The following is a 25,829-nucleotide window of genomic DNA, read 5'->3' on the forward strand; positions in this document are numbered from 1 at the left end:
GGCTACGATGCCTGCATGAGCTCGCCCGCCACGGTCGCCACGCCGCGTTCGCGCTTCGACGCGGCCGCGCTGCACCGGCTGGCCGTCGTCACGCTGCTGGGCTTCGCGTCGGGCTTGCCGCTGGCGCTCACCGGCCAGGCCATGCAGGCCTGGCTCAGCGTCGAAGGCGTCGACATCGCGACGATCGGCTTCCTCAGCATCGTCGGGCTGCCCTACACGTTCAAGTTCCTCTGGGCTCCCTTGATGGATCGCTTCGAGCTGCCGTGGCTGGGACGGCGCCGCGGCTGGCTGGTGCTCACGCAGCTCGCGCTGGCCGGCGCGCTGCTGTGGATGTCGGGCACCTCGCCGACGCAGGCGACACGCGCGTTCGCGCTGCTCGCCGTGCTGGTCGCCTTCGTCTCGGCGTCACAGGATGTCGTCATCGACGCCTACCGCACCGACCTGCTGCATGCCAGCGAGCGCGGACTCGGCTCCTCGATGTACGTGATGGGCTACCGCATGGCGATGATTCTGTCCGGCGGGGTCGCCTTCATCTGGGTCGACCCGACCCAGGGCGGCGGCTGGAGCTGGCCCGAGGTGTACCGCTTCATGGCCTGGCTGATGGTGGGCGCCGCCGCGCTGTCGGTGCTCGCGCTCCCGCGGCTGAGGACCGCTCCCGCGCCTCACACGGTGGCGCGCCACGACGTGATCGGCTTCATCGCGGTGGTCGCTGCGGTCGCCGTCGGCTTCATCGTCAGCGAGCGCCTGGCGCCGCCCATTGCGCAGGCCATGCTGTCGCCGCTGTTCGAGGGCGGCACGACCGCGCCGGCGATGCAGAAGAAGTGGATCGACCTGCTCGCGCTGCTGCTCGGGATCGCGTTCACGCTGCCGCTGGCGGCATGGGCCGCACATGCGGCGAGGTTCGAGACGCTGCTGGGCGGCTTGCGCAGCTACTTCTCGCAGGCCGGCGCCGCGGCCTTCCTGCTCTTCATCGTGCTCTACAAGCTCGGCGATGCCTTCGCCGGCTCGCTGATGACGCCATTCCTGCTGCAGTCGATGGCCTTCAGCACCGCCGAGGTCGGCGTGGTCAACAAGATCATCGGCCTGTGGCTGACCATCGTCGGGGCGCTGATCGGCGGCGCGCTGATGATCCGCCTGGGCCTGTGGCGCGCGCTGATGCTGTTCGGCTTGCTGCAGATGCTCAGCAACCTGGGCTTCTGGTGGCTGGCCGTGAGCGGCAAGGGGCTGATGCCCGGGCTTGTCATCCCGGCGTTCGACTGGGGCTTCGTCAAGCTTGCCCACGCGACGCCGGTCGACGGCGGGCTGCTGCTGGTGATCGCCGCGGAGAACCTGTCGGGCGGCATGGGGACGGCCGCCTTCATGGCCTTCCTCATGAGCCTGTGCAACCACCGGTTCACCGCCACGCAGTTCGCGCTGCTGTCGGCCTTCGCATCGGTGGGACGCGTCTGGGTGGGACCGCTGGCCGGCGTGCTGGCCGAGGCGATCGGCTGGCCGGCGTTCTTCGTGCTGTCGACGGTGATGGCCGCCCCGGCGTTGCTCATGCTGTGGTGGCTGCGAGACCCCGTGCAGGCGCTCGAGGTGGACCCCGACGCGCCCCTGGCCGATGATTGAACGCCGGGGCGCTTGAGATCGCCCGAGGGCACCATAGTTGCTACCTGAAAAGGAGCTCCGTCCGGAGCTTGGCCATTCGTGTGCAAACCCCATGAACGCTGAATTCGATCCCCACGCCTCGTTCGAGCCCGATCCGGCGCTCGGCCTCCACGCCTATGGCTGCCGATGCGCGCTGCACGCCCGCCGGCGCTTCGGCGCCACGCTTCTGGCGGGCGGCGCCGCGCTTGCGCTGCCCGGACTGGCCGCCGCCGACGGCGTCGTCGTCGGCGAGCGGTCCAGCCTGGCCGGGCTGGTGCCGGCCGAGGAGATCGAGGCTGCGGCGGGGCAGCAATACCGGCAGATGCTGCAGCAAGCGCAGCAGCAGCGCGCGCTGGCGCCGGAAGGCCACCCGCAGGTCGTCCGGCTGCGCGCGATCGCGCAGCGCATCATTCCCTTCGTCAACTCGCCCAACCTCAAGTCGACGCCGCGGGCGTCGACCTGGCGCTGGGAGGTCAATCTCATCGGCAGCAAGCAGATCAACGCCTTCTGCATGCCGGGCGGCAAGATCGCCTTCTTCTACGGACTGCTCGACCAGCTCAAGCTCACCGACGACGAGGTCGCGATGGTGATGGGCCACGAGATCGCCCACGCGCTGCGCGAGCACGCGCGCGAGCGCATGGGCAAGAACGCCGCGACCAGCGGCCTGATCGAGCTCGGCTCGGCCTTGTTCGGCCTCGGCAGCGGCGGGCGCTACCTGGCCAACATCGGCGGCCAGCTGCTCACGCTGCGCTTCAGCCGCGAGGACGAGTCCGAAGCCGACAAGGTCGGCCTCGATCTGGCGGCGCGCGCCGGCTACGACCCGCATGCCGGCGTGACGCTGTGGGAAAAGATGGGCACGGCGAGCAAGGGCGCGCCGCCGCAATGGCTGTCCACCCACCCCGCCGGATCCGCCCGCATCCAGCAGATCCAGTCGAATCTGCCGGCAGTGGAGCCGCTGTACGAGCGTGCGCCCAAGCCATCGCGGCGGTTCTCGCCGCCGGCGGCGGGCGAGGCCAACTAGGGCCGCTCTCCGCACTGCTGCACCAAAACGGCCCGTCGCGGGCCGTTTTTCCTGGCAGCAACACCCCTAGATTGGAGGCGCCGCCGCAGCGACCGCGCACTTCGCCGCGACCGTCCTACAGAATGAGGATGACGTCCTGCAAGCGTCCCTCCACCATGACGGCGACCCCAATCGAAGCGCGATGGCCGGCCCTGCGCCGCGCCGCACGCACTGTCGTCGTGGTGGACGTGGTCGAGTCGGTCCGGCTCATCGAGCAGGACGAAGAGGGCACCGTGCGCCGCTGGCAATCGTTCGTCGGCGAGGTGGTGTCGACACTGCTGCCCGAGCACGGCGGCAGGCTCGTGAAGAGCCTCGGCGATGGATTGATGGTCGAGTTCGACGCCGTTCCTTCCGCCATTCGATGTGCCCTGGCCATGCAAACCGCGATTGCCCCTCTCAACGACGGCCAGCCGAGCGATCGCTGGCTGCGCCTGCGGGCCGGAATACACGCCGCGGATGTGATCGTCGATGCGCATGACATCTACGGCAGTGGCGTCAACCTCGCGGCGCGGCTCGCCTCGCTGGCCGGCCCCGACCAGGTCGTCGTCTCCGCCGGGGTGCGCGACAGCCTGACCGACGGCCTCGATGTGCGCATCGAGGACCTGGGCGACTGCTTCCTGAAGCACCTGGCTTTGCCCGTGCGTGCCTACCGCATCGGCGCGGTCGGCGAAACCCAGTCGCCGCAACGCACGCCGATCCAGTGCACCGACCTGCGTCCGGCCATCGCCGTCATCCCGTTCAGGGTGGTGTCGGATCAGCAGGCGCACCAGGCAGTCGGCGAACTGCTCGCCGAGGAGATCATCGCGGGCCTGTCGAAGACCGACGCGCTCAACGTGATCTCGCGGCTGTCCACCCAATTCTTCAAGGACCGTGAGTCCCCTCTGCTCGAGATCGGCACGCACCTGCACGCCGACTACGCACTGTCGGGCTCCGCCCGCCTCTCGGGCACGCGGCTCAAGGTGAGCGCCGAGCTCGCGCAGGTGAGGTCGGGACGGGTCGTGTGGGCCGACAGCGTGACCGGCGACGTGCGCGATCTGTGGCTGCCCGACGACGACTTCATCGATGCGATGGTGCGTCCGATCAGCCGCGCGATCATCCAGGCCGAGGTCGAGCGGGCGAAGTCGGGCTCGCTGCCCACGCTGGAGGCCTCCACGCTGATGCTGGGCGCCATCACGCTGATGCATCGCACGGCGCGATCGGAGTTCGATCGCGCGCTCGAGCTGCTCGAGCACCTGGTCGCCCGCCACGGCCAGCATGCGAAGCCGCAGGCCTGGCTCGCCAACTGGTATGCCTTGCGAATCACGCAGGGGCTTTCGCCCAACGCGCAGACCGACACGCAGCACGCTCTGGACCACGCCAGGCGCGCCCTTGACGCGGATCCCGAATCATCGCTCGCGCTGGCCATCGACGGCTTGCTCCACGTGAACCTGATGAAGGACCTCGACACGGCACGCGACCGACTGGACCTCGCGGTGCGCGCCAATCCCAACGAAAGCCTCGCCTGGCTGTTCAAGGGGGTCGTCCACGGCTTCAGCGGCGAAGGCCTCGATGCCGAAGGCGCCAGCGAACGCGCGCTCGTCCTGTCGCCGCTCGATCCACTGCGGCACTACTACGACTCGCTCGCCGCAACGGCGGCCCTCGGCGCGCTGAACTACGACCGCGCGATCGTGCTCGCGCAGCGTTCTCTGCGCGTCAACCGGATGCATCCGTCCACCTATCGCGCCCTGGCCATCGCGCAGGCCTCCGCCGGCCAGCTCACCGCCGCACGCGAGACGGTGCAGCAGCTTCTCTTGGTGACGCCGGGATACACCGTGCGCGACTTTCGCGCCCGGTCGGGCTTCAGCGCCGGCCCGTTGTGCGAGCGCTTCGCGCAGGCGCTGGAAGAAGCGGGCTTGCCCAAATAGCGCGCGGATTTTTCACGAAGGGGACTCAAATGGCTTTGGCAATGGGTGCGATGGGCGCCATGGGTGCGATGGGCGCCATGGGAGCGATGGGGGCGATGGGGGCCATGGGGGCGGCCGGAGGGACCGGTGCGGACGCCGCCGCCGAGCAGAGCCTGATGCTCGCTGATGCGCTGATCAAGACGCGCGGCGGCATGGTCGAGGCGTCGGGCGGATCGCTGATCGAGCGGGCGGAGCGTCCGATCGATGACGCCGACGCAATGGCCTACTGGACGCCGAGCGTGAGGCAGTCCGTGGCGCTGTTCGAGCTGATCACGTCGCTGCGCTTCGAAACGCGCATCGTGCCGCCGGAGAAGCCGCTTGCCGAAGCGCGGGCGAGTGCATTGCTCTACCACGTCTCGCGAGCAGCGGACGGTTCCACGCAGGATCTGCTTGTGGCCGAGCTCGTCAGGCCGAAGCTGCGCTTCTTTGGAGAGCAGATGGCGCTGGTCGAAAGCTGGGCGCTGCTGCGGGAGGACCGCGCGTCGGAGATCCTGACGCAGCTCACGCCGCAATACGCCTTCTGGAATGCGATCGCGAGCCTGCACCTCGACGCGCGTCCCGCGACGATGGACCTGATCGGGCTCGCGCTCGCCTTCGCCTCGATCATCGAGATGCGCTTCAAGCATGCCCTGGCGTGCTGGCGTCCCGTGGACTTGTCCCCGGACCTGCATCCGATGATCGCCACGCCGGGCCACGGGAGCCTGCCCAGCGGGCACGCCACCGAGGCGTACTGCATCGCCCATCTGCTCGAGACTCTGCTGCCGGACGGCAAGGTCTACGCGCCCGCGCTGCAACGCCTGGCCGCTCGCACATCGATCAACCGAACGATCGCCGGCGTGCACTTCCCGGTCGACAGCCATGCCGGCCAGAAGCTCGGACAGTCGCTGAGCGAATACTTCATCGCGCAGTGCCGGCGACACGGGCCGCCGAAGGCGCGCTCGGGATGGATCGGACGCACTTTCGATGTGCGTGACGCGACGGGCGCCGAGCGCGACTTCCTTCCCACGCAGCCCCCCATGGACCGGGAGGGCGCGCCCGCGAACCCATCGGAGAACTCGCCGAGGAGCGCCGTGGGGTGGTACTGGGACCGCGCGCGCGCCGAGTGGGGAGCGGGAACATGAGCGCCCTGCCGGCGGAGTGGACGCGGCTGGAGTCTGCCTTCTCGACGCATCCGCTGGACCCCTACCTGGTGTGGGCCATCGCCACCGACTTCAGGGACTATGCGGACGTGCTGGAGTCGGGCGAAGTTCCCGTCGCGATCGAGATGAAGGCGGGCATCGACTGCCGCCGGCTCGGGGAGCTTCCCGGCGTGCGGCTGTCGCCGCTGTACATCGACGATGTCGAGCCGCTCGGGCTCCAGGGTCTGCGCCACGCCACCGCGCTCGTGCGGCGCGACCACCTCGTCGACACGCTGCTCTCGGCGTCGATCCAGCGCATGGAGCTGGGCGCGCCGATCGCGCGATCGCCGTCCCCCCGCGAGCGGCCCGACACGCGTCGCACCACGGATTCCGACACGTCCGAGCCCGACCCGCCGGCCTGGAAGCCCCAGGTCGTCATCGGCATCGTGGACGACTTCGTCGCCTTCGGCCATCCGCGCCTGCGCGACCGCGACGGCGCTTCGCGAGTGCGCTTCGTCCTGAGCCAGGACACGGAAGCGCCAGCGGCGATCGATCCCGGGTTGTGGCGCAGCCTGGGCATCGACGGCCACGAGCTGTGCACGATCGGTGTGCCACCCGATCGCCTCGTCAACGCCTATCCGAAGGTGCTGCCGCGCGCGACGCATGGCACGCACGTGGCGGACCTTGCGGCGGGCTGCGACGACGACAGCGATGCCGTGCGGCACGCCGAGGTCATCGCGGTCCACCTGCCCCGCAGCGTCGTGGCCGACACCTCGGGAGGCGCGATGAACGTGCGGATGCTCGACGCGCTCCGCTACATCGTGCGGCGCGCGGGGCCGCAGGCGAAGGTGGTCGTGAACATGAGCTTCGCGACGACGGCGGGGCCGCACGACGGCTCATCGATCCTCGAGCGCGCGATCGACGACCTGGTGCGCGCGCGCCGGCCGCAGCGCTTCGCCGTCGTGGTCCCCGCGGGCAATGCCCACGAGGCGCGCGGCCATGCGCGCTTCACCCTCGACCGGACCCGTCAGGAGCAGTTGCTGCACTGGCAGATCGCGCCGGACGACCTCACGCCGACCTTCATGGAGATCTGGCTGCCCCACGGCATGTCGGAGCGCGTCGGTGTCCGCGTGCGCCCGCCTGCGGGGCCCGCCAGTCCGCCGCTGCAGGGGCCTCGAGTCTGGCTCGACCCGTCGCACGCCGCGCCGGCGTTCGGTGTCGTGTTCCTCCCGCGGGTGGCCAATGGCGCCACCGGCACGATGATCCTCGTCGTCGTCGGTCCCACTGTCACTCGCCGGGTCGGCGCAACGCCGGCGCCTCACGGCCTGTGGACGGTCGAGCTGAGCCACGACGGCGCAGCCGACATCGGCGAAATCCATGCGTGGATCGAACGCGACGACAGCATGGGGCCGCAGCCCGCCGGAGGCCGACAGTCCGCATTCGTGGATCCGCAGTACGTGCGTCCCGGGCAGGTCCCCGAGCCGCCGGCGGATGGCGCGCTTGCCTACGTCAAGCGTGAAGGCTCCTTCAACACGATCGCCACAGGCGAGCAGACCGTCGTCGTCGGCGCGCACGTGCCAGGGATGCGCAACGGCCGCGCGGATCCGGCCGCCGGCTACAGCGGCGGCGGGCCGAACCGGCCGCCAGGGCGCGACGGCTCGGACTTCACGGCAGCCGGCGAGGAATCCGCGACGCTGCACGGCCTGCGCGCGGCGGCGACCGGCGGCGTGGACACGGTTCGAATGAACGGCACGAGCGTGTCGGCGCCGCAAGCGACGCGTGCCATCGGCCGGCTCCTCGTCGAGCAAGCGGCCGTCAAGGGCGTCGCGTCCGCGAAGACCCTCAGAGAGCAAGTCCGCGACCAGGTTTCACCGCGCGGCGGCAGCCGCAGCCGCACAGGGCCAGCCCACCCACTGCGCGAAGGACTCGGCCCGCTCGAGGGCAAGGTGTCGACCGAGGAGCGCCGGCTCGCGATCGCCCGCAGCAGTGCGCAGCGCCGTCAGTCTCGGGACCGCGCAAGGGTCGGCCAGCCATCGCGGGCGCCGGACCCTGACCTGTCCAGGGACATCGATGACGTGCCGTCGAACCGCGACGCAAGGCGGGAACCGCCATCCGGCGGCGACGACATGCAGCCGATGCCCTGAGCTACCAACGCGCCGGGGGCGTGCGAAGCAATTCGAGACGCCGCTCCCGCCGCGCGACGTAGCCGCCGTTCTCCAGGTCCTTCAGCAGGCGGCTGACCATTTCGCGCGAGCACCCGACGAACGCCGCGATCTCCGCATGGGTCATGGGCAGGTCGATCATGCGCCGGCCGTCCGCTTGTGTGACGGCGAAGTCCTCCAGCAGCCGCACGACCCGTCCATACACGTCCAGCAGTGCCATGTCGCGCGCGCGCAGCGTGATCGCACGCGCCCGCGCAATCACGCGCGACAGCAGCTCGAAGGCAAAGTCGGGATTGGCGATGATGTGCTGACGCAGCGTCTGCCGGGTGATCACCACGCACAGGGTGGGCTCCATGGTGATCACCGAGGCCGACCGAGGTCCGCCGTCGAGGCTCATCTCGCCGAAATATTCGCCCGGGCCGTACACGCCATAGACGATCTCGCGGTCGCGCTGGTCGGTGGAGAAGGCCTTTACCCTGCCCGACAGCACGATGAACATCGTGTCGCCGTGATCCCCCTCCTCGATGAGCACCGTGCCCTTGCGATAACGCCGCGGCTCGCCGCGCGCCGCGAGCGTGCGCAATGCAGCCGGCAACGGGGTCTCGCCGGCGGGCCCCCCTGAAGGATCCATGGCGTTTCGAGTGGGGTGAGCGGCGGACGAAGCGCGCCCGCATCGCTCGAAAACTCTAGCACGCCGTCCTCGCCGCAGCCCCCGCGAAGGCCGCAGCGCTCAGTGCGTCGTCGCCGACGGCATCGCCTTCACCACCGGCGTGATCGGGGGCAGCACGGCGATGCGGTTGACGAGGTCGCGGATGCTCGTGGCCTGGGTCTTCGTGCGGATGTTGCAGATGTGCGAGCGCACCGTCGAGATCGCGACGCCCAGCTGGCGAGCGAGCTCCTTCGGCCGCAGTCCCGCGCACAGGCCCTTCAGCACGACCTGCTCCGCTGCGGTCAGGCCATGGCTGTGCGCGAAGAAGTCGATGCTCAGCGTCTCCGATGCGCGGCACTTGCCGAACACCAGCAGGACGAGGCTGTCGGAGCCGTCGTCCGCGGGCAAGGGCACGACGGCAACCGACACGCTGCTGCCGTTGCGGCCCAGGCTGAACAGCCGCCGACGGCCGCGCTGCCCGTCGAACAGGGCCGCCATCAGCTGGCTGTGCTCCTGGGCGTTGGCCGCGCTCACGCGCCCGTCGGCCAGCTGCAGGTGACCGCCGCTGGTGATCTCGCGCAGCCCGAGCTGGTTGGCGTAGCGCAGCGAGCCCGTCGAATCGACGACGAGCATGCCGTAGTCGATCTCGTCCAGCATGCGCGTCAACAGCGTCGCGGGAGCTTCAGCGGCGCCCCCTCGTGCCATCCAGCCAGGGCGTGCGCCCCATCCCGGTTCCGGCGTCCGACTCCATCCGTTCATGTCGTGCTCCTTGCAGCCCCCGACGGGGACTTGGAGCACAGCTTAGGTAACGGGGTGTGTGAATTGCGGTGAATCTGAACGCCGCGCTTGTGACAAATTCACCTCGGTCGCTCAGGCGAGCACGCGCAGCAGCCAGCGGTTGAGATCGCCGATCTCCTCCATCGACACCGAGTGCTGCATGGGGTACTCATGCCACTCGACGGGATATCCCATGCCGCGCAGCGCATCGCGCGTGGCGACGCCGGCCGCATACGGAACCACGGGGTCGCTGCGACCGTGGGCGAGGAAGACCGGCACGTCATGGTTGGCCGCGCTGCGCTCGGCCGCGAGCTGTCCGGCGAGCGGCAGGTAGCCCGACATGCCGACCAGTCCGGCCAGGCGTTCGGGATAGCGCAGGCCGGTCAGCAGCGTCATCGCGCAGCCCTGCGAAAACCCGGCCAGCACGATGCGGTTGGCGGCAATGCCGCGCGCCCGCTCGGCGTCGACGAGGCCGGTGACCTCGGCCATCGAGCGTCGCAGCCCGGTCTCGTCCTCGCGCTTGGCCATGTCGGCGCCCAGGATGTCGTACCAGGCGCGCATCACGTAGCCGCCGTTGATGGTCACGGGCATCGTCGGCGCATGCGGAAACACATAGCGCACGGGCCCGACGGCCGCGAGGTCGAGTTCCTGCACGAAGGGGACGAAGTCGTTGCCATCGGCGCCCAGGCCGTGCAGCACGATGACGGTGGCGGTCGGCTGGTCGCCGGTCTGGTGTTGGATGGTGTCGAGTGGCATGGGCCGATGATAGGGTGACTGTCCTGCGCGCCGCGCGTTCAGCCGTCCTCGTGCATCGCCTGGTGGTGGCTGAGGAATACCTTGCCGTCGAACCAGGCCGACCATCCCCCGTCGCGCAGGCCGTCGAGCACCGGACCCTTCACTTCGCTCAGGTCGAGCCGGATGCCGCGGGCGCGCAGCAGCTCGTGCAGCGCGCGCAGCGCCGTCAGCCCGCTGAAGTCGATGCGGTTCACCGGCGACATCAGCAGCACGATGCGCCGCGTCTCGGGATGGCCGGCGAGCTGCTGCTGCACGACGTCGGCGAGCTGGCGCGCATTGATGAACAGCAGGCTTTCGTCGATGCGCAGCCCCAGCACGCCCGGCGTCAGCTCGACTTGATGCCGTCCGACGTTGCGGTAGTGCTCGGTGCCGGGCACCCGGCCGATCAGCGCCACGTGGGGTCGCGCCGTGCGCTGCAGCAGCAGTGCGATCGAGCCGGCGACGCCCACGGCCAGCGCCCATGCCACGCCCTGCACCAGCGTGAGGCCCGCGACGACCGCCATCAGCGCGCCTTCGACCCGGGAATAGCGCCAGGCCTCGCGAAACGGACGGACATCGAACACCGCCGCGACGGCGGCCAGGATGGTGGCCGCCAGCACGGCAGTGGGCAGCAGCGCGAGTGGTCGGGCCAGGACGAGGATCGCCAGCGCCATCCACAGGGCGGTGAACACGCCGGCCATGCGCGTGCGTGCACCGGCCTGGCGGTTGACGACGCTGCGGGTGAAGCTGCCGGCGACCGGCATGCCGCCGCCGATCGCCGCCGCGGCGTTGGCTGCCGCCAGCCCGGCCAGCTCGCGGCGGGGATCGATGCGCATGCCGTCGTGGCGCGCCAGCGACTCCGCGACGACGAGGCTGCTGACGAAGCACACGAGTGCGATCAGCGCCGCGCTGGGCAGCAGCTCGCGCCACAACGCGAGATCGAGCGGCGGCCAGCCCAGCGGCCACTCGAGCGACGGCAGGGACCCGACCAGGTCGACACCGCGCCCGCCGGCCTGCGTGGCGGCGGCCACGCCGATGGCCGCGAGCAGCACCCCGAGCGGCGCCAGCCGCGTCATGGCCTGGGCGCGCCACGCCGGCATGAGCCGCTCCAGCCCGCGCAGCAGCGGCGCCTTGGCCAGCCACAGCGCCACCAGCGCCGCCACGCCGTACACGGCCGTCAGCGGCCACCACGGCACGGCAGCGTGCCGCCACGAGTCGATCACCTGCAGCAGGCTGGAGCCGTGGGCCGACGAGCCCAGCAGCACCGGCAGCTGGCTGAGGGCGATCGAAAGCGCCGCACCGGTCTCGAAGCCTTGCAGCACCGGCACGCTCAGCAGCGCCGCCAGTGCATCGAGCCGCCATCCGGCGGCCAGCGCGAGCAGCACGGCAACCTCGGCCGCGAGCACCAGCGCCGCATCGTGGGGCGCGACGCCGGCGGGCGCATCGGCCAGCGCCTGCGAGATCATCAACGCGAGCACGGCGACCGGGCCGACGCCCATCACGCGGCTGGAGCCGAACGCCGCATACGCGATCAGCGGCAGCAGGCTCGCATAGAGGCCCGCCTGCGGCGGCAGGCCCGCGAGCAGCGCGTAGGCCAGGCTCTGGGGGATGAGCAGCACGCCGACGACGACAGCGGCGAGGAGGTCCTCGCCCAGGGCATCGCCCACGTACGAACGCCAGCGAACGCCAGGTGTCTTCAACGAGGGCCTGTCAACGCCATGGGAAGCCTCTCGCCGGGCAGGCACTAGTCCACTTTGGCGCCCGAGACCTTCACCACCTGGGCCCACTTCTTCGTCTCGGCGGCGATGTAGGCCGCGAACTCCGTCGGCTTCATGCCGCTGGGAATGGCGCCTTGCGCCAGCAGCCGCTCCTTCAGCGCCGGCGTGGCCAGGGCCTTCGCGGTCTCCTGCTGCACGCGGTCGACGATGTCGGCCGGCGTGCCGGCCGGAGCAAGCAGGCCGAACCAGGAGCTGGCGTCGAAGCCGGGCAGCCTGGCCGCCTCGGCGATGGTCGGCAGATCGGGCAGCGCGGCGCTGCGTTGCGAGCTGGTGACCGCCAGCGCCTTCAGCTTGCCGGACTTGATGTGCGGCAAGGCCGACGGCAGGTTGTCGAACATCAGGTCCATCGTGCCGCCGATGAGGTCGAGCAGCGCCGGGCCCGATCCGCGGTACGGGAAGTGCACCATGAAGGTCCCGGTCATCGTCTTGAACAGCTCGCCGCTGAGGTGAATGGACGTGCCATTGCCGCTCGAGGCCATGTTCAGCCGGCCGGGGTTGGCCTTGGCATAGCGGATCAGGTCGGGCACGGTGGCGATCTTCAGCGCCTCGGCCTTCGCCGGATTGAGGACCAGCACGTTGGGCACGCCGGCAAACAGCGTGATGGGGGCGAAGTCCTTGATCGGATCGAAGGGCAGCCTCGGGTACAGCGACTGGTTGATGCCGTGCGTGCCCACCGTGCCCATCAACAGCGTGTAGCCGTCGGGCGGGGACTTGGCCACCTCGGCCGCGCCGACGTTGCCGCCGGCGCCCGGCTTGTTGTCCACGATGAACTGCTGGCCGAACACGCGACTCAGCTCGGGGGTGAGCGCACGCGCCAGGATGTCGGTGGTGCCACCCGGGGCGAAGGGCACCACGACGCGCACCGGCCGTGCCGGCCAGGCCGAGGCCTGGGCCGAGGACAGGCGCGGCCAGGCGGCCGCTGCAGCGGCTAGGACGAGCAGGCGGCGTCGAGCGGCGGACATGGCGGTCGTGAAGGAAGCTGGAGGGGACCCGCAGTGTGTGGCAATTCGACCCCCGGCGCCCACCGGGCAAGCCCCGAGGCCCCCATCCTCCTGTAAGTGATGACGGTATCCAGACGCGCACGCCTGTGCGACATTCAGCCGCCACCCAAGAAAAGCAGTCGTCTTGTTTTGAACAGCCCTCCTTCCACCCCGGTGGCCTACCCGGAGCTCGGCGCGATCATCAGCCGGGTCCAGTCGCGCTTCATTCGCGCGGCCTCCACCACCGAAGTCTTCGATCCGCTGCTCACCGACCTGCTGGAGTTCACCGGCAGCGAGTACGGCTTCATCGCCAACGTGCTGGAGGACCCGACCGACGGCCATCGCTTCCTGCGCATCGTGGTGCTCACCGACGTGAGCTGGGACGACACCACGCGCGCGCGCTTCGAGGCCCATCGCAGCGGGGCCGACGTGATGGAGTTCCACAACCTGCAGACGCTGTTCGGGGCCGCCGTCACGACGGGCCAGGCCGTGATCGCCAACGACCCCAACAACGACGCGCGCCGCGGCGGGCTGCCCGGACAGCATCCGCCGATGCGCTCCTTCCTCGGCGCGCCGCTGTTCCATGGCGGCGAGCTGGTCGGCATGGTGGGCCTGGCCAACCGCGAGGGCGGCTACGACGCTTCGCTGGTCGAGTTCCTCGAGCCCCTGTTCGCCAGCGTCGCCGCCATCATCGGCGCGGTGCGCATGGACGAAGCGCGGCGCGCCGCCGAGCACGCGCTGCGCGACAGCGAGGAGCGGCTGCGCACGACCTTCGAGATGGCCGCGGTGGGCATCGCCCACGTCACGCCCGACGGCAACTTCGCGCGCGCCAACCAGCAGCTGTGCGAGATCTTCGGCTACTCGAGCGACACGCTGCTCAAGCTGCGCGTTCAGGACGTGACGCTTCCGGAAGACCTGGAGGCCAATCGCGACTACGCCCGCCGCCTGCTGCGCGGCGAGCGGCCGGGCCGCTCGCTGGAGCGGCGCTACCGGCGCGGCGACGGCCAGGTCATCTGGATCTCGTACAAGGCCGCGCTGGTGCGCGACGCAGCCGGCGCCCCGGCGTACTTCATCGCGGTCGTCGAGGACATCACCGAGCGCAAGCGCACCGAGGCGGCGCTGCTTGCGGCGCAGGCCGCCGAGCGGGCCAATGCCGCGAAAACGGAGTTCCTCTCCCGCATGAGCCACGAGCTGCGCACGCCGCTGAACGCGGTGCTCGGCTTCTCGCAGCTGCTGCAGATGGACAGCGGCCATCCGCTGAACGCCGAGCAGAAGGCGAAGCTGCAGCACATCGAGGACGCGGGTGCCCACCTGCTGGCGATGATCAACGACGTGCTCGACCTCTCGCGCATCGAGAGCGGCGGTCTCACGCTGGCGCCCGAGACGGTCTCGCTGTCGGCGCTGGTGCAGGAATCGATCGCGCTGGTCGCGACGGCCGCGCGCGACGCCAGCGTGGAGCTGCAGGTGGAGCCGCCGCCGCCCGATGCACCGCGCGGAGACCGCACCCGGGCCGATCACCTGCGCGTGCGCCAGGTGCTGGTGAACTTGCTGTCCAACGCCATCAAGTACAACCGCCGCCACGGCAGCGTCACGGTGCGCTGGGGCGCGACAGCCGAAGGCGACGCGGTGCAGCTGCAGGTGAGCGACACCGGGCACGGACTCACGCCGGAACAGCAGGCGCACCTGTTCGAGCCGTTCAACCGCCTCGGGGCAGAGCGCAGCCGCATCGAAGGCACGGGCATCGGCCTGGTGGTCACCCAGCGGCTGGTGCAGCTCATGGGCGGGACCATCCTCGTCGACAGCCAGGCCGGTGTCGGCAGCCGCTTCACGGTCACGCTGCCGGCCGCCTCCGACGGCAACGGCAACGGCGAGCAGCCGTCCACCCCGCCGCGACGCGTCCCGGGACCGAGCACGTCCGATGCAGGACCGCGGCGCACTGTCCTCTATGCCGAGGACAACCCGATGAACGTCGAGCTGGTGCGCGAGGTGATGCGGCTGCGGCCGGACTGCCGGTTGCTCGTCGCGCGCAACGGTCGCGAAGCGGTCGCGCTGGCGCAGCGGGCGCGGCCCGACCTGCTGCTGCTCGACATGCACCTGGGCGACATGACCGGCATCGAGGTGATGCACGAAGTGACACGCGATCCCGCCCTGGCGCAGCTGCCTTGCGTGGCGCTGTCGGCCGACGCGATGCCCGAGCCGATCGAAGCGGCCAAGCGGGCCGGCTTCAAGGGCTACCTGACCAAGCCCCTGGACGTGGCGGCGTTCCTGCGCTGCGTGGACGAGAACATCAAGCTTTGACGGCGGTCGGGGGTCGGCACCCGACGCGTCGCGTCACGACGCGCCCGGCCCGGCCGTGTGCCGCAGCGTCACCCGTCCCTCGCGCCACGCGCGCTCGAAGTCGGCCTCGATGGCCCGCAGCGTCGCACCGTCCGACGCCGAAGCCGACACCAGGCCGATCGCACGGTTGCGCCCCTGGCTCTTGGCCGTGTAAAGCGCCATGTCGGACAGGTTGATCGCCTGCTCCCAGTGCACCGGCACCGCATAGGGAGGCAGCGGGAAGCAGGCATAGCCGATCGATGCGGTGACCGGCACGGCGCGGCCTTCCACCATCACCGGTGCGCCGCCGATGGCCGCCAGCACCCGGGCGGCAAGCTGGTCGGCCTGCTCGATGCCGAGCCGGGCCGAGACGATGAGGAATTCCTCGCCGCCCCAGCGCACCACCAGGTCGGCATCGCGCACCGCGGCATCGAGCCGGCGCGCCACCTCGACCAGCACCACGTCGCCGGTGGCGTGTCCGTGGCCGTCGTTCACATGTTTGAAGTGGTCGATGTCGACCATGAGCAGCGCGCCCGAGAACCCCGCGTCGCCGATCTGCCGGGCGGCCATCACCGCATGGCAGTGCCGCCGGTTCGCCAGGTGCGTCAAAGGATCGCGCTCGCTGGCCACGCGCAGCTTCGCGTGGCTGGCTTCCAGCTGGCGCTGGGTCTCGCGCACCCGGCGCACCAGCATCAGCGCCAAGGCGGTGGCCAGCACCATCAGCGCGGCGGCGACCAGCCAGATCCGGTTCATCAGGTCGCGGTTGGCGAGCGCGGCCGTCTTCAGCTCGTTGTCGCTGCGCATCAGCTCGATGCTGCGCTGCTTCGCCTCGGCGTCGTAGCGGGTCTGCATCTCCTTGAGCACGATGCTGCGGTTGCGCTGCATCAGCTCGGTGCTGAGCTTGCGCTCTCGGTGGTACAGCTCCAGTGCGCTGCGCATGTCGCCCGCTGCGGCGAGCGCCTCGCCGAACTCGCGCAGCGTGACGACCTGGTCCGCCACCGCACCGCTCTTTTCCTTGGCCTCCATCACGCGCGCCAGGTCGTGCTTGCCTTCGGCGATCCGCTTCAGGCCCACCTTGGCAAGGCCGGCGTTGTTGATCAGCACGAGCTCGGTGCGCAGGTCGTTGAACTCGCGCACGGTCGGCAGCGCCGCATCCGCGGCCCGCAGGGCGTCGGCCGGGCGGTTGCGCCGCACGTAGGCATCGCTGAGGTTGGTGAGCAGCACCGCCTGCAGCCGGCGCGCCCCGGCACGCTGCGCCAGCGCGTAGGCGTCCTCCGTGGCGCGCAGCCCGCCGTCGACATCGCCGCGCACGCCGGCGATTCGCGCCTCGTTGACGCGCACCCGCGCCATGGCCACCGGATCGTTCATGGCCGCCGCCATGCGCTTGGCCTGCGCGATGGTGCGCAAAGCCACGTCGGGCTGGCCGCCGCGTGCCGCGATGTAGCCGAGCACGCCGAGGCTGAGCGCCTTGCGGTAGGTGTCGCCGGCCGCATCGGCGAGGTCGAAGGCGGCCTGCGCGTGCTCCTGCGCCGCGGTGTAGTGCCCCAGGCTCAGCGCGCGCCGCTCCATCACCTGCAGCGCGCGCCACAGCGAGCGATGGTCGCAGCCGGGCCCGGACGCGGGCCCCTCGTTGCCCGCCACCGGGCGGCACGCGAGCTGGTAGACGGAGGCCGCCGATTGCGCGAGCGCGGCGGCGATGTCGAGCTGGCCGGCGGTCTCGGCGACGACCGCACGCACCAGGTTCGACGCCGCCGTCCCATACGGATCCTGCTGCTCGCGCGCCATCGCGGCAAGGCGGTCGGCCAGTGCCCCGGCCTCGGCGGCGCGGCCGGTCACCGCTTCCACCATGCCCTCGGCCTGCAGCAGCAGGCGGCTCGCCGCCGGCGCGTCGGAGGCGCCGGCGCGCAGCTGGGCCAGCTCGGCGAGCGATTCGGCCGGATGGTCGTAACCATTGCGCACGAGTTGATCGACGCGTTCCTCGAACGTGGCGGCGACGACGGGCGCCGCGAGCAGCGCGAGCAGCGCGACCGCACGATGCATCCAGGCGATCCTCGTCGGCAGCCCGCGTGACGCGTTCATGCCGCGACCGCCATGTCCGATGTCGGTCCCTGCAGCAGCGTGAGAGCCACCTGCCCCTCGTTCCACGCGCCCTCCAGGGAGCGGGTGATCTCGTCGAGCTGCGTCTCGTCGCGGGCGTGCAGCAGCCGCACGCCGTACGCGCGATTGCGGCCGTGCGCCTTCGCCAGGTACATGGCGGTGTCGACCAGATTGATGGCGCGTTCCCACGACACCGCGAGCAGTGTCGGTTCGATGGGGAAGGTGGCGTAGCCGATCGATCCGGTTACCTCCATCGCGCCGCGGTCGTATCGCACCGGCGTGCCGGCCATGGCGCCGAGCATGCGGCGCGCGAGCGCCTCCACCTGCTCCGGGGGCAAGGTGCGCACGACCACCAGGAACTCCTCGCCGCCCCAGCGCACGATGAGGTCCTGCTCGCGCAAGGTCTCGCGCAGCCGGCGCGCCATTTCGGCGAGCACGGTATCGCCCGCACTGTGGCCGTGCGCGTCGTTGATGCGCTTGAAGTGATCGATGTCGATGAGGAACACCGTGCCCGAGAGCTTGCCGTCGGCGGCGAGCTGCTTCATGGCGGCCTGGAAGTGGCGGCGGTTCGCCAGGCCGGTGAGCGGATCGCGCTCGCTCTGCACCAGCAGCTGGTGATTGGTGCTTTCGAGCGCGCGGTTGCTGCGCCGCACGCGCCGGTACAGCAGCGTCAGCAGGACCAGCGACAGCGCGAAGGCGGCCGCCAGCATCCACCACAGGCGCTGCTGCAGATCGCGCTGGCGCAGCTGCTCGCTCTTCAGGTCGTTCTCGCGGTTCAGCAGCGCCAGGTCCTTGGCGCGCCGCTCGGCGTCGAAGCGCTCCTGCAGCTCGACGATCGCCTTCTGCTGATCGCGCTGCAGGATCTCGTCGGCGATCTGGCGATGGCGATGCAGCGCCGTCACCGCGCCGGCGATGTCGCCCGCCTTCTCCAGGTAGTGGCCCAGCTCGGCCAGCGTGGCCGACACGCCGGTGGACGAGCCGCGCCGCTCGTCGATCTGGATGGCTTCGTCGACATAGCGCTTGCCCAGCTCGAGCTTGTTCATCGAGATGTGCGCCAGGCCGATGTTGGCCAGCGCGACCGTCTCGCCGCCGACGTCTTTCAGCTCGCGGGCCAGCGGCAGCACCTGCTCCGACAGCGTCAGCGCCGTCCTGTACTGGCCGCTCTTGAGATAGAAGTCGGCCAGATTGGCGAGGTACAGCGACTCGTCGGACTTGGCCCCGCCGCGGCGGGCGTAGCCGATGGCCGCCTGCATCTCGCGACGCTCGCCTTCGGTGTCGCCGCTCGCGTCCAGCAGGATCCCCTGCACGTTGTGCACCCGTCCCATCGCGGTGAAGTCCTGGGCGCGCGACGCGATCTCCAGCGCTTCGGCGTTCAGGTGGTTCGCCCGCTCCAGCTGCTTGGCCTCGAAGAAGACGTAGGCCAGGCTGGCGCGAACCTCGGCGCGCAGCCAGGCGGCGCCGACCTGGTCGGCCAGCGTCAGCGCCTCGTGCAGCAGCCGTGCCGCGTCTTCCAGCTTGCCTGAGTCATCCTTGATCTTCGCGTGCGCCTGCAGGTAACGCAGGCGCATCAGCGGCGTGGCACCGACGGGCAGGCGCGCCATGGCTTCGCTGAGCAGCGCGTCGGCTTTCTGCAGGTTGCCCCGCTGGGCCAGGGCGCGCGCTCGCACGAGCAGCGCGGCCGCCGCGGCAGCATTCGAATCGCGCGTCCGCGCCCATTCCTCCAGGCTTTGCGCGACCTGGTCGGCCGCTTCAGGCTCGGACGCGGACGCGAGCAGCAGGCCGCGCACGACCAGCCCCTCGAGGCGCTCGTCGCCGAACGGAACCGTGTCGAGCAGCAGCGTGGCCAGCGCGTCGGCCGCCTGACGCGGACGGCTGTCGCCCTCGTGCTCCAGCTCGGCGATGCGCGCCCGCAGCGTCGCGGCCGGCGCGCTCGCGGACGCGGCCGATGCGGCGGTCGCAGCGGCTTCGCACTGGCCGGCACAGGCCAGGCACACCGCGACGAGCAGGGCGCGCAACGGCATCACTTCATCTCGCCGGCCGGGCCGCACGCAAGCGGACCCACGCCAGCGATGCTTTCGCGGCGCTACGATAGCCCGACAGACAACCCACGACAGTCCTCATGACCCCGCATACCCCCGCCCAAAGCGAGTCCTTGCTCTACTGGGATGATTTTCGCGAAGGGGAGGTCCGCGTATTCGGGTCGGTGGTGGTCAAGCAGGAGGACATCGTGCGGTTTGCCGCGGAATTCGATCCGCAGTTTTTTCACCTGGACGAGGCCGCCGCCCGCCAGACGATGTTCGGCGGCCTGATCGCCAGCGGCTGGCACACCGCGGCGATGACGATGCGCATGATGTGCGACGGGTACTTGCGGCGTTCAACCAGCCTGGGGTCACCCGGCGTCGAGCAGCTCAAGTGGCTGCTGCCCGTGCGTCCGGGCGACACGCTGCAGGTGCGGCTGACGGTGCTCGAAGCGCGTCCGTTGCAGAGCAAGCCCGGGGTCGGCCTGGTGAAGAGCCGCCACGAGGTGCTCAACCAGCACGGGCAGGTGGTGATGGAGATGCAGGCCTACGGCATGTTCGGCATGCGGCCAGCGTCGGCGTGATCAGGCGGTCGACTGGGAGCGGCCACGCGCCAGCAGCGCGTGCAGCAGGATGGCACCGAAGGTCGCCGTGCCGATGCCGCCCATCGTGAACTGGCCGAACTTCAGCGTGTAGTCGCCGGTGCCGAGGATCAGCGTGACCGCCGCGACGATGAGGTTGACGTTGTTGCCGAAGTCGACCTTGTTCTCGACCCAGATCTTGGCGCCGGCCACCGCGATGAGGCCGAACACGACGATGCTGATGCCGCCCAGCACGGCGACGGGAATGGTGAGGATCAGCGCGCCGAACTTGGGGCTGAAGCCGAGCAGGATGGCGATCAGCGCGGCCACCACGAACATCGCGGTGGAGTAGATCCGCGTCGCGGCCATCACGCCGATGTTTTCGGCGTAGGTGGTCACGCCGGTGCCGCCGGAGGTGCCGCTGACGATGGTGGCCAGCCCGTCGCCGATGAAGGCGCGGCCCATGTACGGATCGAGGTTGCGTCCGGTCATGGCGCTCACCGCCTTGATGTGTCCCAGGTTCTCCGCGATGAGGATCACCGCGACCGGTGCGATCAGCAGCATCGCCTGCGTGGAGAACTCGGGCCGCGTGAAGTTGGGAAGGCCGAACCAGGCGGCGCCGGCGACCTTGGTGAAGTCCAGAGGCTTGCCCAGCCCCAGGCCGTTGGTCAGGATGGCGTAGACGACCGTCGCGACGATGAGGCCGACGAGGATCAGCAGACGCTGCGTGAGGCCGCGCGTGTACACCGCGACGAGCCCGACGCTGATGAAGGTCACGGCCTGCATCCACGCGTCGAAGCCGGTCGGCGCCATGTTCTTGATCGGCACGCTGGCCAGATTGAGCCCGATGACCGCCACCACCGCGCCGGTGACCACGGGCGGCATCAGCGCCTCGATCCAGCGCGTGCCGATCAGCGTGACCAGCAGGCCGATCAGCGCGACGATGACGCCGCAGGCGACGATGCCGCCCAGCGCCACCGCGATGTTGAGGTTGGCGCCGCCGCCGGTGTACTGGGTGGCCGCAATGACGACGCCGATGAACGCGAAGCTCGAGCCGAGGTAGCTGGGCACGTGGCCGCCGACCACGAAGAAGAAGATCAGCGTGCCGATGCCGCTCATCAGGATCGCCACGTTGGGATCGAAGCCCATCAGGATGGGCGCGAGCACGGTGGCCCCGAACATCGCGATGACGTGCTGCACGCCGAGCGCCGCAGTCTGCGGCCAAGGCAGGCGCTCGTCCGGGGCGACCACACGGCCGGGTTGCGCGTCGGTCACGCGCCAGGCGGGGATGACACTCATGAAGGCTCCTCGACTTCTTGCTGTTCTGCCGCACGCCGGTCAGCCTGCGGACCGCTTTTCGCCAGGACGTCAGCCAGGCCGAGCGCAGTGTAGGCGGCGAAACCGCCAGGGAACAGGAGCAAAAGGAGCAGGAGGAACCTCGCCGCGATCGCCCCTCTCGGAGGGGCAATGGGGAGTCGTCCCTCAAACTGGAGCCCCCTCCCGGAGAAGGATGGGGGAGCGGTGCATGAGATCCCGCCGTCCGAAGGACGGCCACCCGCCGTGAGCGAATTCGTTTGCAGTAAAAAAAAGAAGGGAAGCGGGACAGTGATCCGGGGACTCGCTCTCTCCTACCCCGGGTTGCCCGCTTCCCTGGACGTCAATCGATCAGTGAGTGCTTCTCTTCACTTGACGTCGGTTGCGCCGTGGCGCAAAAACAGGCACAGCTGCTGCGGTGCGCGGCTCGACTGCAGAACCTGGAAGCCACGCGCGGGCGCCGTGGTGACCGCAGCGCGACGCGGCGCCTCGCCGGCGGGGCGGGACTTGGGCAGCACGGGTGCACGCGGGACGAACGGGATCGACATGGTGGCTCCTCCTCAACCTGCGGTGAACTCGCTCGGCGCGAACGCCGGCACCGTCGGGACTCTCAAGGCTTGTGCCGCCCGCTTGATCCAGCCACCCAGGTCTTCGACGGTGGGCAGCTTGGTCACCGCAGGCTGAGACAGCCGCAGCAGCGACGAGGCGCCACCACGGCAACTCGGTGCCGCGCGTCGCGGCTGGCGGGAGCCCGTTGCCGGGCGAATGCGGGTCTTGAGCGGCATGACAACGACATCCTGTGTTCGGCGCGCCTGGCTTGGTGGCCGTCGACGCATGTGCCACCACAGGCGCAGCTTCCATGCCAGCGCGTTTTGCCGTTCGCCGCCGGTCGCGGGCCGATTCCGCAGACAAATTGCGTCCGCCCGCGGCCCGAGCCGTACCGAAGGCTGACGAAAACGCGAAGAGTTGTTACCAGCGCTATCGAGATGTGTCCGGGCCGGCCTGCACCAGATGCCGCAGGACCGCCATCGCCACCCCGGGGTCGCCGAGCACCCGGGTATGGCTCAGCCCCTGCGTCGGATGCAGCCGCGCATCGGGCAACGCTTTCGCCATCCGCTGACCCGCCGCAAACGGGGCGACCCGATCGCCTTCGTCGTGGATCACCAGCGTCGGCTGCGCCACCCGGTCGCCCAGCCAGTCCGGCTCGAAGTGCTGCAGCGGAATGCCCTCGCGAAGCTCGATGCGCTCGCGCATGCGCTGGGGCACGGTGTCCGACAAGCCGAAGCTGCCGGCGAACCAGCGCAGGAACAGGGCCGGCGGCGCCGATGGGGCGAGCAGCACCAGCCGCTGCACCGCGAGCCCGCGTGCCGCCGTGTGCAGCGCCGCCAGCGCGCCCAGCGAGTGGGCCACCACGGCATGCAGCGGCCCGAGCCGGGCGTGCGCCGCATGGATCGCCCGCGTGAACTGTGGCAGGGTCGAGCGCCAGCCCGCGCTGCGGCCGTGCGCCGGGAAGTCGAGCAGCACCGGATCGAAGCCGCCTTCGGCCAGCGCATCGCCCAGGTGACGCATCTGCAGGCCGCCGCCCGCCCAGCCGTGCACCAGCAGCACGACCGGCCGGCCCGGTTCGCCGACCCGACGCCGGTACGCCGTCAGGTTCACGCCTTCGAACGGCCAGGTCGTGGTCGTCCAGGCCGGCGGCACCGGACGGCGCATCGCGAATTTCAAGGGCAGCGGGGTGAAGAACAGGCGCAGTGCCGCCCGCGTGCCCCAGCCCGGCGCCAGCGCATCGAGCGTGCGCAGCGTGGCGCCGAGCGCCTGGGCGGTCCTGCTGCCCGCATAGAAGGCGGCCGCGGGGTTGGTGGACGCGGTGGGTGTGCTCATGGCGCAGGTTCCAAAGGAGATGGTGAAGTGGGGCGCTCAGACGAGCTCGAAGTCGCGGTTGCTGCGCGGCAGCGCGCGCCACAGTCGGTGCAGCAACCAGGCGGCACGCCCGGCACCGGCGACGACGGCAAGGGAAAGAAGAGCGATCAGCATGGCAGTTTCCTTGTAGTTCGCACGGGCGTGCGAAATTGAGGCAGGCTGGACGGCATGGACAAATTGATCCGGTTCAGCCTGTGGAGGAGCCGATCGATCCGGCGTCGGCAACGCCGGCCGGTTGCAGCGAGCGGATCAGACGCTCGTAAGCCGCCCACGCGCGATCGGCAGCGCGCGGGTCACGCAGGAAACGGGCGTCGCGCATCAGCGCGACGAACAGGCCGTCCATCTCGAACACGATCTGGTCGGCGTCGATGTCGGGCCGCAGGTGGCCTTCGTCGACCGCCTGGATCACGGTGCGCTTGAGGGCGTTGCGCCAGCCCTGCACGCCCTCGAGCAGCTTGTCGCGCAGCGGCCCGTCGCGGTCATCGAACTCGAATGCGCCCGCGCAGTAGATGCAACCCTGTCGGATCTCGACGTCGCGGGCGCGGGTGAGCCACAACCGCATGATGGCGTTGAGCCGCGGCAGCCCGCGCGCCTCGCGCATGGCCGGCACGAACACGTCCTGAAGGAAGCGGCGGTCGTACTCCTCGATGACGGCCATCTGCAGCGCCTCGCGTGAGCCCACGCGCGAAAACACGCCGCTCTTGGACAAGCCCAGCCGCTTGGCGACTTCGCCGATCGTCAGGCTCTCCAGGCCGTCCTGCGCCGCCATGGTGAGGGCGGTGTCGAGGATGGCGCTGAGCGTGAGCCCGCTGCGATGGGTCTTGGTTTCCACAGGACCAATTTAGCACGGTCGTGCGAATTGTCAACCACGCCCCATTGGTTGTAGGCCGGCCCCCGGGGCCGGCTTCGTCATTCACGCTGGAGCCCCCTCCCGGAGGGGGCTGGGGAAGCCCAAATCCAGCCGCCCTGCGGCTCGAGCAGCCAACGGCTCCTCAAGCCGCAGCCCGATACCCCCGCGGAATCGCCCCCATCAGCCGCCGCGTGTACTCCTGCTTCGGCCGGTCCAGGATCTCCTCGACCGTCGCCTGCTCGACGACCTCGCCGTCCTTCATCACCAGCACCTCGTCGGCCATGAAGCGGACCACGGCCAGATCGTGGCTGATGAAGATGTACGACAGCCCGAGCTCGTCCTGCAGGTCCTTCAGCAGGTTGAGCACCTGCGCCTGCACCGACACGTCGAGCGCGCTGACCGCCTCGTCGAGCACCAGCACTTCCGGGTTCAGCGTGAGGCAGCGCGCGATCGCGATGCGCTGGCGCTGGCCGCCGGAGAATTCGTGCGGGTACCTGAACATCGCGCTGTCGTCCAGGCCCACCTTGGCGAGCAGTGCCCGCGCTCGCGCCTCGCGATCGGCCGTGTCGGCGCCCACACCATGGATGGCCATGGGCTCGACCAGCGTCTGGCCGATCGTGAAGCGCGGATTGAGCGATGCGTACGGGTTCTGGAACACGACCTGGATGCGGCGGCGCATCGGCAGCATCTCGCGCTTGGACAGCTTGAGCAGGTCGCGGCCGTCGAACATCACCTGGCCGGCCGTCGGTCCGCCGCTGGGCTCGTGCAGGCGCAGCAGCGTGAGGCCCATCGTCGTCTTGCCCGAGCCCGACTCGCCCACCACGCCGAGCGTGTGGCCGCGCCGCAGCTGAAAGCTGGCGCCGCGCACCGCCCGGAACTCCTTGCGGCCGAACACCCCCGCGCGCAACCAGAAGCTCTTGGCCAGTCCCGTGGCTTCGATGATGACCGGCGCGGCCGGGTCCTTGGCCTTGCCGGCGAGGGCCGAGCCGCGGCCGGCCATGTGGTCGTCGATGACCATCAGCCGCGCGCCGCGGTGCTCCAGCGTCGGACGGCAGGCCAGCAGCGCCTTGGTGTAGCTGTCCTTCGGCTGGGCGAAGATGTCGGCCACCGGCCCCTGCTCGCGCACGACGCCGTTGCGCATCACCACCACGTGGTCGGCGATCTCGCCCACGACGCCGAGATCGTGGCTGATGAACAGCATGCTCATGCGGTGCTGCTCCTTCAGCTTGCCGAGCAGCTCCATGATCTGGCGCTGGATCGTCACGTCGAGCGCGGTGGTGGGCTCGTCTGCGATCAGCAGCTTGGGCTCGCAGGCGAGCGCCATCGCGATCATCACGCGCTGCTGCTGGCCGCCCGACAGCTCGTGCGGATAGGCCTTGAGCCGCCGCTTGGGCTCGGGCAGGCCCACCTCGTTCAGCAGCGCCTCGGCGCGCACCATCGCCTGCCTGGGCGTCATCCCGAGATGGCGGATCAGCGGCTCGCAGAGCTGGTGCCCGACGGTGAACACCGGGTTCAGCGAAGTCATCGGATCCTGGAACACGCAGGCGATGTCGCGCCCGCGCAGCGCCTGCAGCTCGGGCAGCGTGGCGGCCAGCATGTCGCGGCCCATGAAGGTGATGGCGCCGTGCCGCTCGGCGTTGTCCGGCAGCAGGTTGAGGATGGACATCGCCGTGACGCTCTTGCCCGAGCCCGACTCGCCGACCAGCGCGACGGTGGTGTTCTCGGGCACGTCGAAGCTGACGCCGACGTCGCCGCGGCCGACGGCCTGGGCGCGCTGCATGACGCCGTCCTCGACGCCCATGCGGAAGGTGACGCGCAGATCCTTGATCGACAGCAGCATGAGTTATTTCCCTCTGCGCAGCG

Annotated in this window: 20 protein-coding genes; 7 read left to right on the top strand and 13 right to left on the bottom strand. The window is 70.2% G+C overall.

Annotated features, from left to right (window positions below; genetic code table 11):
- Positions 1-15 precede the first annotated feature (15 nt).
- From P7V53_RS30885 to P7V53_RS30905, 5 genes are all read left to right on the top strand, one after another.
- Positions 16-1,611, top strand: coding sequence for an MFS transporter (locus P7V53_RS30885; RefSeq protein WP_280153308.1), 1,596 nt, complete (start codon positions 16-18; stop codon positions 1,609-1,611).
- Positions 1,612-1,702: 91 nt separating this feature from the next.
- The gene (locus P7V53_RS30890) at positions 1,703-2,650 is read left to right on the top strand and encodes a M48 family metallopeptidase (protein ID WP_280153309.1); all 948 of its coding nucleotides are present in this window, start codon (positions 1,703-1,705) and stop codon (positions 2,648-2,650) included.
- A gap of 155 nt (positions 2,651-2,805) precedes the next feature.
- Complete coding sequence (locus P7V53_RS30895) at positions 2,806-4,593, top strand: adenylate/guanylate cyclase domain-containing protein (protein ID WP_280153310.1); 1,788 nt, start codon at positions 2,806-2,808, stop codon at positions 4,591-4,593.
- Positions 4,594-4,622: 29 nt separating this feature from the next.
- The gene (locus P7V53_RS30900; protein WP_280153311.1) at positions 4,623-5,753 is read left to right on the top strand and encodes a phosphatase PAP2 family protein; all 1,131 of its coding nucleotides are present in this window, start codon (positions 4,623-4,625) and stop codon (positions 5,751-5,753) included.
- Positions 5,750-7,894: a S8 family serine peptidase gene (locus P7V53_RS30905; protein WP_280153312.1), complete on the top strand. Its 2,145-nt coding sequence runs from the start codon at positions 5,750-5,752 to the stop codon at positions 7,892-7,894. Before P7V53_RS30900 ends, P7V53_RS30905 begins: the two co-directional genes overlap by 4 nt.
- A gap of 1 nt (position 7,895) precedes the next feature.
- Here the strand turns inward: P7V53_RS30905 and P7V53_RS30910 are convergent, their stop codons facing one another.
- The 5 genes from P7V53_RS30910 to P7V53_RS30930 all read right to left on the bottom strand — a co-directional run bounded on the left by P7V53_RS30910 (position 7,896) and on the right by P7V53_RS30930 (position 12,852).
- A complete protein-coding gene (locus P7V53_RS30910; protein ID WP_280153313.1) occupies positions 7,896-8,543 on the bottom strand; it encodes a Crp/Fnr family transcriptional regulator in 648 nt (215 codons plus the stop codon).
- A gap of 99 nt (positions 8,544-8,642) precedes the next feature.
- Entirely contained in the window at positions 8,643-9,320 is a 678-nt protein-coding gene (locus P7V53_RS30915; protein WP_280153314.1) for a helix-turn-helix transcriptional regulator, read from the bottom strand.
- Positions 9,321-9,431: 111 nt separating this feature from the next.
- Entirely contained in the window at positions 9,432-10,094 is a 663-nt protein-coding gene (locus tag P7V53_RS30920; protein WP_280153315.1) for a dienelactone hydrolase family protein, read from the bottom strand.
- Positions 10,095-10,132: 38 nt separating this feature from the next.
- Complete coding sequence (locus P7V53_RS30925) at positions 10,133-11,779, bottom strand: SulP family inorganic anion transporter (RefSeq protein WP_280153316.1); 1,647 nt, start codon at positions 11,777-11,779, stop codon at positions 10,133-10,135.
- Positions 11,780-11,856: 77 nt separating this feature from the next.
- Positions 11,857-12,852: a tripartite tricarboxylate transporter substrate binding protein gene (locus tag P7V53_RS30930; protein WP_280153317.1), complete on the bottom strand. Its 996-nt coding sequence runs from the start codon at positions 12,850-12,852 to the stop codon at positions 11,857-11,859.
- A gap of 168 nt (positions 12,853-13,020) precedes the next feature.
- On the opposite strand from P7V53_RS30930, the gene P7V53_RS30935 reads away from it, so the two are divergent.
- Positions 13,021-15,168: a PAS domain S-box protein gene (locus P7V53_RS30935; protein WP_280153318.1), complete on the top strand. Its 2,148-nt coding sequence runs from the start codon at positions 13,021-13,023 to the stop codon at positions 15,166-15,168.
- Between the two features lie 33 nt (positions 15,169-15,201).
- Here P7V53_RS30935 and P7V53_RS30940 read toward each other — a convergent pair whose 3' ends face one another.
- Positions 15,202-17,265, bottom strand: a complete 2,064-nt coding sequence (locus P7V53_RS30940) for a GGDEF domain-containing protein (RefSeq protein WP_280153319.1) — start codon at positions 17,263-17,265, stop codon at positions 15,202-15,204.
- A complete protein-coding gene (locus P7V53_RS30945) occupies positions 17,262-19,304 on the bottom strand; it encodes a GGDEF domain-containing protein (RefSeq protein ID WP_280153320.1) in 2,043 nt (680 codons plus the stop codon). Before P7V53_RS30945 ends, P7V53_RS30940 begins: the two co-directional genes overlap by 4 nt.
- Positions 19,305-19,402: 98 nt before the next feature.
- Between P7V53_RS30945 and P7V53_RS30950 the strand changes: the two genes are divergently transcribed.
- Positions 19,403-19,885, top strand: coding sequence for a MaoC family dehydratase (locus tag P7V53_RS30950; protein ID WP_280153321.1), 483 nt, complete (start codon positions 19,403-19,405; stop codon positions 19,883-19,885).
- Here the strand turns inward: P7V53_RS30950 and P7V53_RS30955 are convergent, their stop codons facing one another.
- From P7V53_RS30955 to P7V53_RS30980, 6 genes are all read right to left on the bottom strand, one after another.
- On the bottom strand, positions 19,886-21,181 hold the full coding sequence (locus P7V53_RS30955) for a solute carrier family 23 protein (protein ID WP_280153322.1): 1,296 nt from the start codon (positions 21,179-21,181) through the stop codon (positions 19,886-19,888).
- Between the two features lie 383 nt (positions 21,182-21,564).
- The gene (locus P7V53_RS30960) at positions 21,565-21,744 is read right to left on the bottom strand and encodes a hypothetical protein (RefSeq protein WP_280153323.1); all 180 of its coding nucleotides are present in this window, start codon (positions 21,742-21,744) and stop codon (positions 21,565-21,567) included.
- A gap of 12 nt (positions 21,745-21,756) precedes the next feature.
- Positions 21,757-21,981, bottom strand: coding sequence for a hypothetical protein (locus P7V53_RS30965; protein ID WP_280153324.1), 225 nt, complete (start codon positions 21,979-21,981; stop codon positions 21,757-21,759).
- 193 nt (positions 21,982-22,174) lie between these two features.
- On the bottom strand, positions 22,175-23,077 hold the full coding sequence (locus P7V53_RS30970) for an alpha/beta fold hydrolase (RefSeq protein WP_280153325.1): 903 nt from the start codon (positions 23,075-23,077) through the stop codon (positions 22,175-22,177).
- Positions 23,078-23,303: 226 nt separating this feature from the next.
- Entirely contained in the window at positions 23,304-23,948 is a 645-nt protein-coding gene (locus P7V53_RS30975) for a TetR/AcrR family transcriptional regulator (protein ID WP_280153326.1), read from the bottom strand.
- Between the two features lie 160 nt (positions 23,949-24,108).
- The gene (locus P7V53_RS30980) at positions 24,109-25,806 is read right to left on the bottom strand and encodes a dipeptide ABC transporter ATP-binding protein (RefSeq protein ID WP_280153327.1); all 1,698 of its coding nucleotides are present in this window, start codon (positions 25,804-25,806) and stop codon (positions 24,109-24,111) included.
- Positions 25,807-25,829 lie beyond the last annotated feature (23 nt).

It is taken from the genome of Piscinibacter sp. XHJ-5, assembly GCF_029855045.1.
Classification (GTDB): Bacteria; Pseudomonadota; Gammaproteobacteria; order Burkholderiales; family Burkholderiaceae_C; genus Albitalea.

Coding starts and splice junctions, on each gene's coding strand:
- P7V53_RS30930 (WP_280153317.1), bottom strand. CDS start 12,852: ATGTCCGCCGCTCGACGCCGCCTGCTCGTCCTAGCCGCTGCAGCGGCC.
- P7V53_RS30920 (WP_280153315.1), bottom strand. CDS start 10,094: ATGCCACTCGACACCATCCAACACCAGACCGGCGACCAGCCGACCGCC.
- P7V53_RS30910 (WP_280153313.1), bottom strand. CDS start 8,543: ATGGATCCTTCAGGGGGGCCCGCCGGCGAGACCCCGTTGCCGGCTGCA.
- P7V53_RS30940 (WP_280153319.1), bottom strand. CDS start 17,265: ATGAACGCGTCACGCGGGCTGCCGACGAGGATCGCCTGGATGCATCGT.
- P7V53_RS30950 (WP_280153321.1), top strand. CDS start 19,403: ATGACCCCGCATACCCCCGCCCAAAGCGAGTCCTTGCTCTACTGGGAT.
- P7V53_RS30980 (WP_280153327.1), bottom strand. CDS start 25,806: ATGCTGCTGTCGATCAAGGATCTGCGCGTCACCTTCCGCATGGGCGTC.
- P7V53_RS30900 (WP_280153311.1), top strand. CDS start 4,623: ATGGCTTTGGCAATGGGTGCGATGGGCGCCATGGGTGCGATGGGCGCC.
- P7V53_RS30915 (WP_280153314.1), bottom strand. CDS start 9,320: ATGAACGGATGGAGTCGGACGCCGGAACCGGGATGGGGCGCACGCCCT.
- P7V53_RS30895 (WP_280153310.1), top strand. CDS start 2,806: ATGACGGCGACCCCAATCGAAGCGCGATGGCCGGCCCTGCGCCGCGCC.
- P7V53_RS30885 (WP_280153308.1), top strand. CDS start 16: ATGAGCTCGCCCGCCACGGTCGCCACGCCGCGTTCGCGCTTCGACGCG.
- P7V53_RS30960 (WP_280153323.1), bottom strand. CDS start 21,744: ATGTCGATCCCGTTCGTCCCGCGTGCACCCGTGCTGCCCAAGTCCCGC.
- P7V53_RS30945 (WP_280153320.1), bottom strand. CDS start 19,304: ATGCCGTTGCGCGCCCTGCTCGTCGCGGTGTGCCTGGCCTGTGCCGGC.
- P7V53_RS30970 (WP_280153325.1), bottom strand. CDS start 23,077: ATGAGCACACCCACCGCGTCCACCAACCCCGCGGCCGCCTTCTATGCG.
- P7V53_RS30955 (WP_280153322.1), bottom strand. CDS start 21,181: ATGAGTGTCATCCCCGCCTGGCGCGTGACCGACGCGCAACCCGGCCGT.
- P7V53_RS30965 (WP_280153324.1), bottom strand. CDS start 21,981: ATGCCGCTCAAGACCCGCATTCGCCCGGCAACGGGCTCCCGCCAGCCG.
- P7V53_RS30905 (WP_280153312.1), top strand. CDS start 5,750: ATGAGCGCCCTGCCGGCGGAGTGGACGCGGCTGGAGTCTGCCTTCTCG.
- P7V53_RS30890 (WP_280153309.1), top strand. CDS start 1,703: ATGAACGCTGAATTCGATCCCCACGCCTCGTTCGAGCCCGATCCGGCG.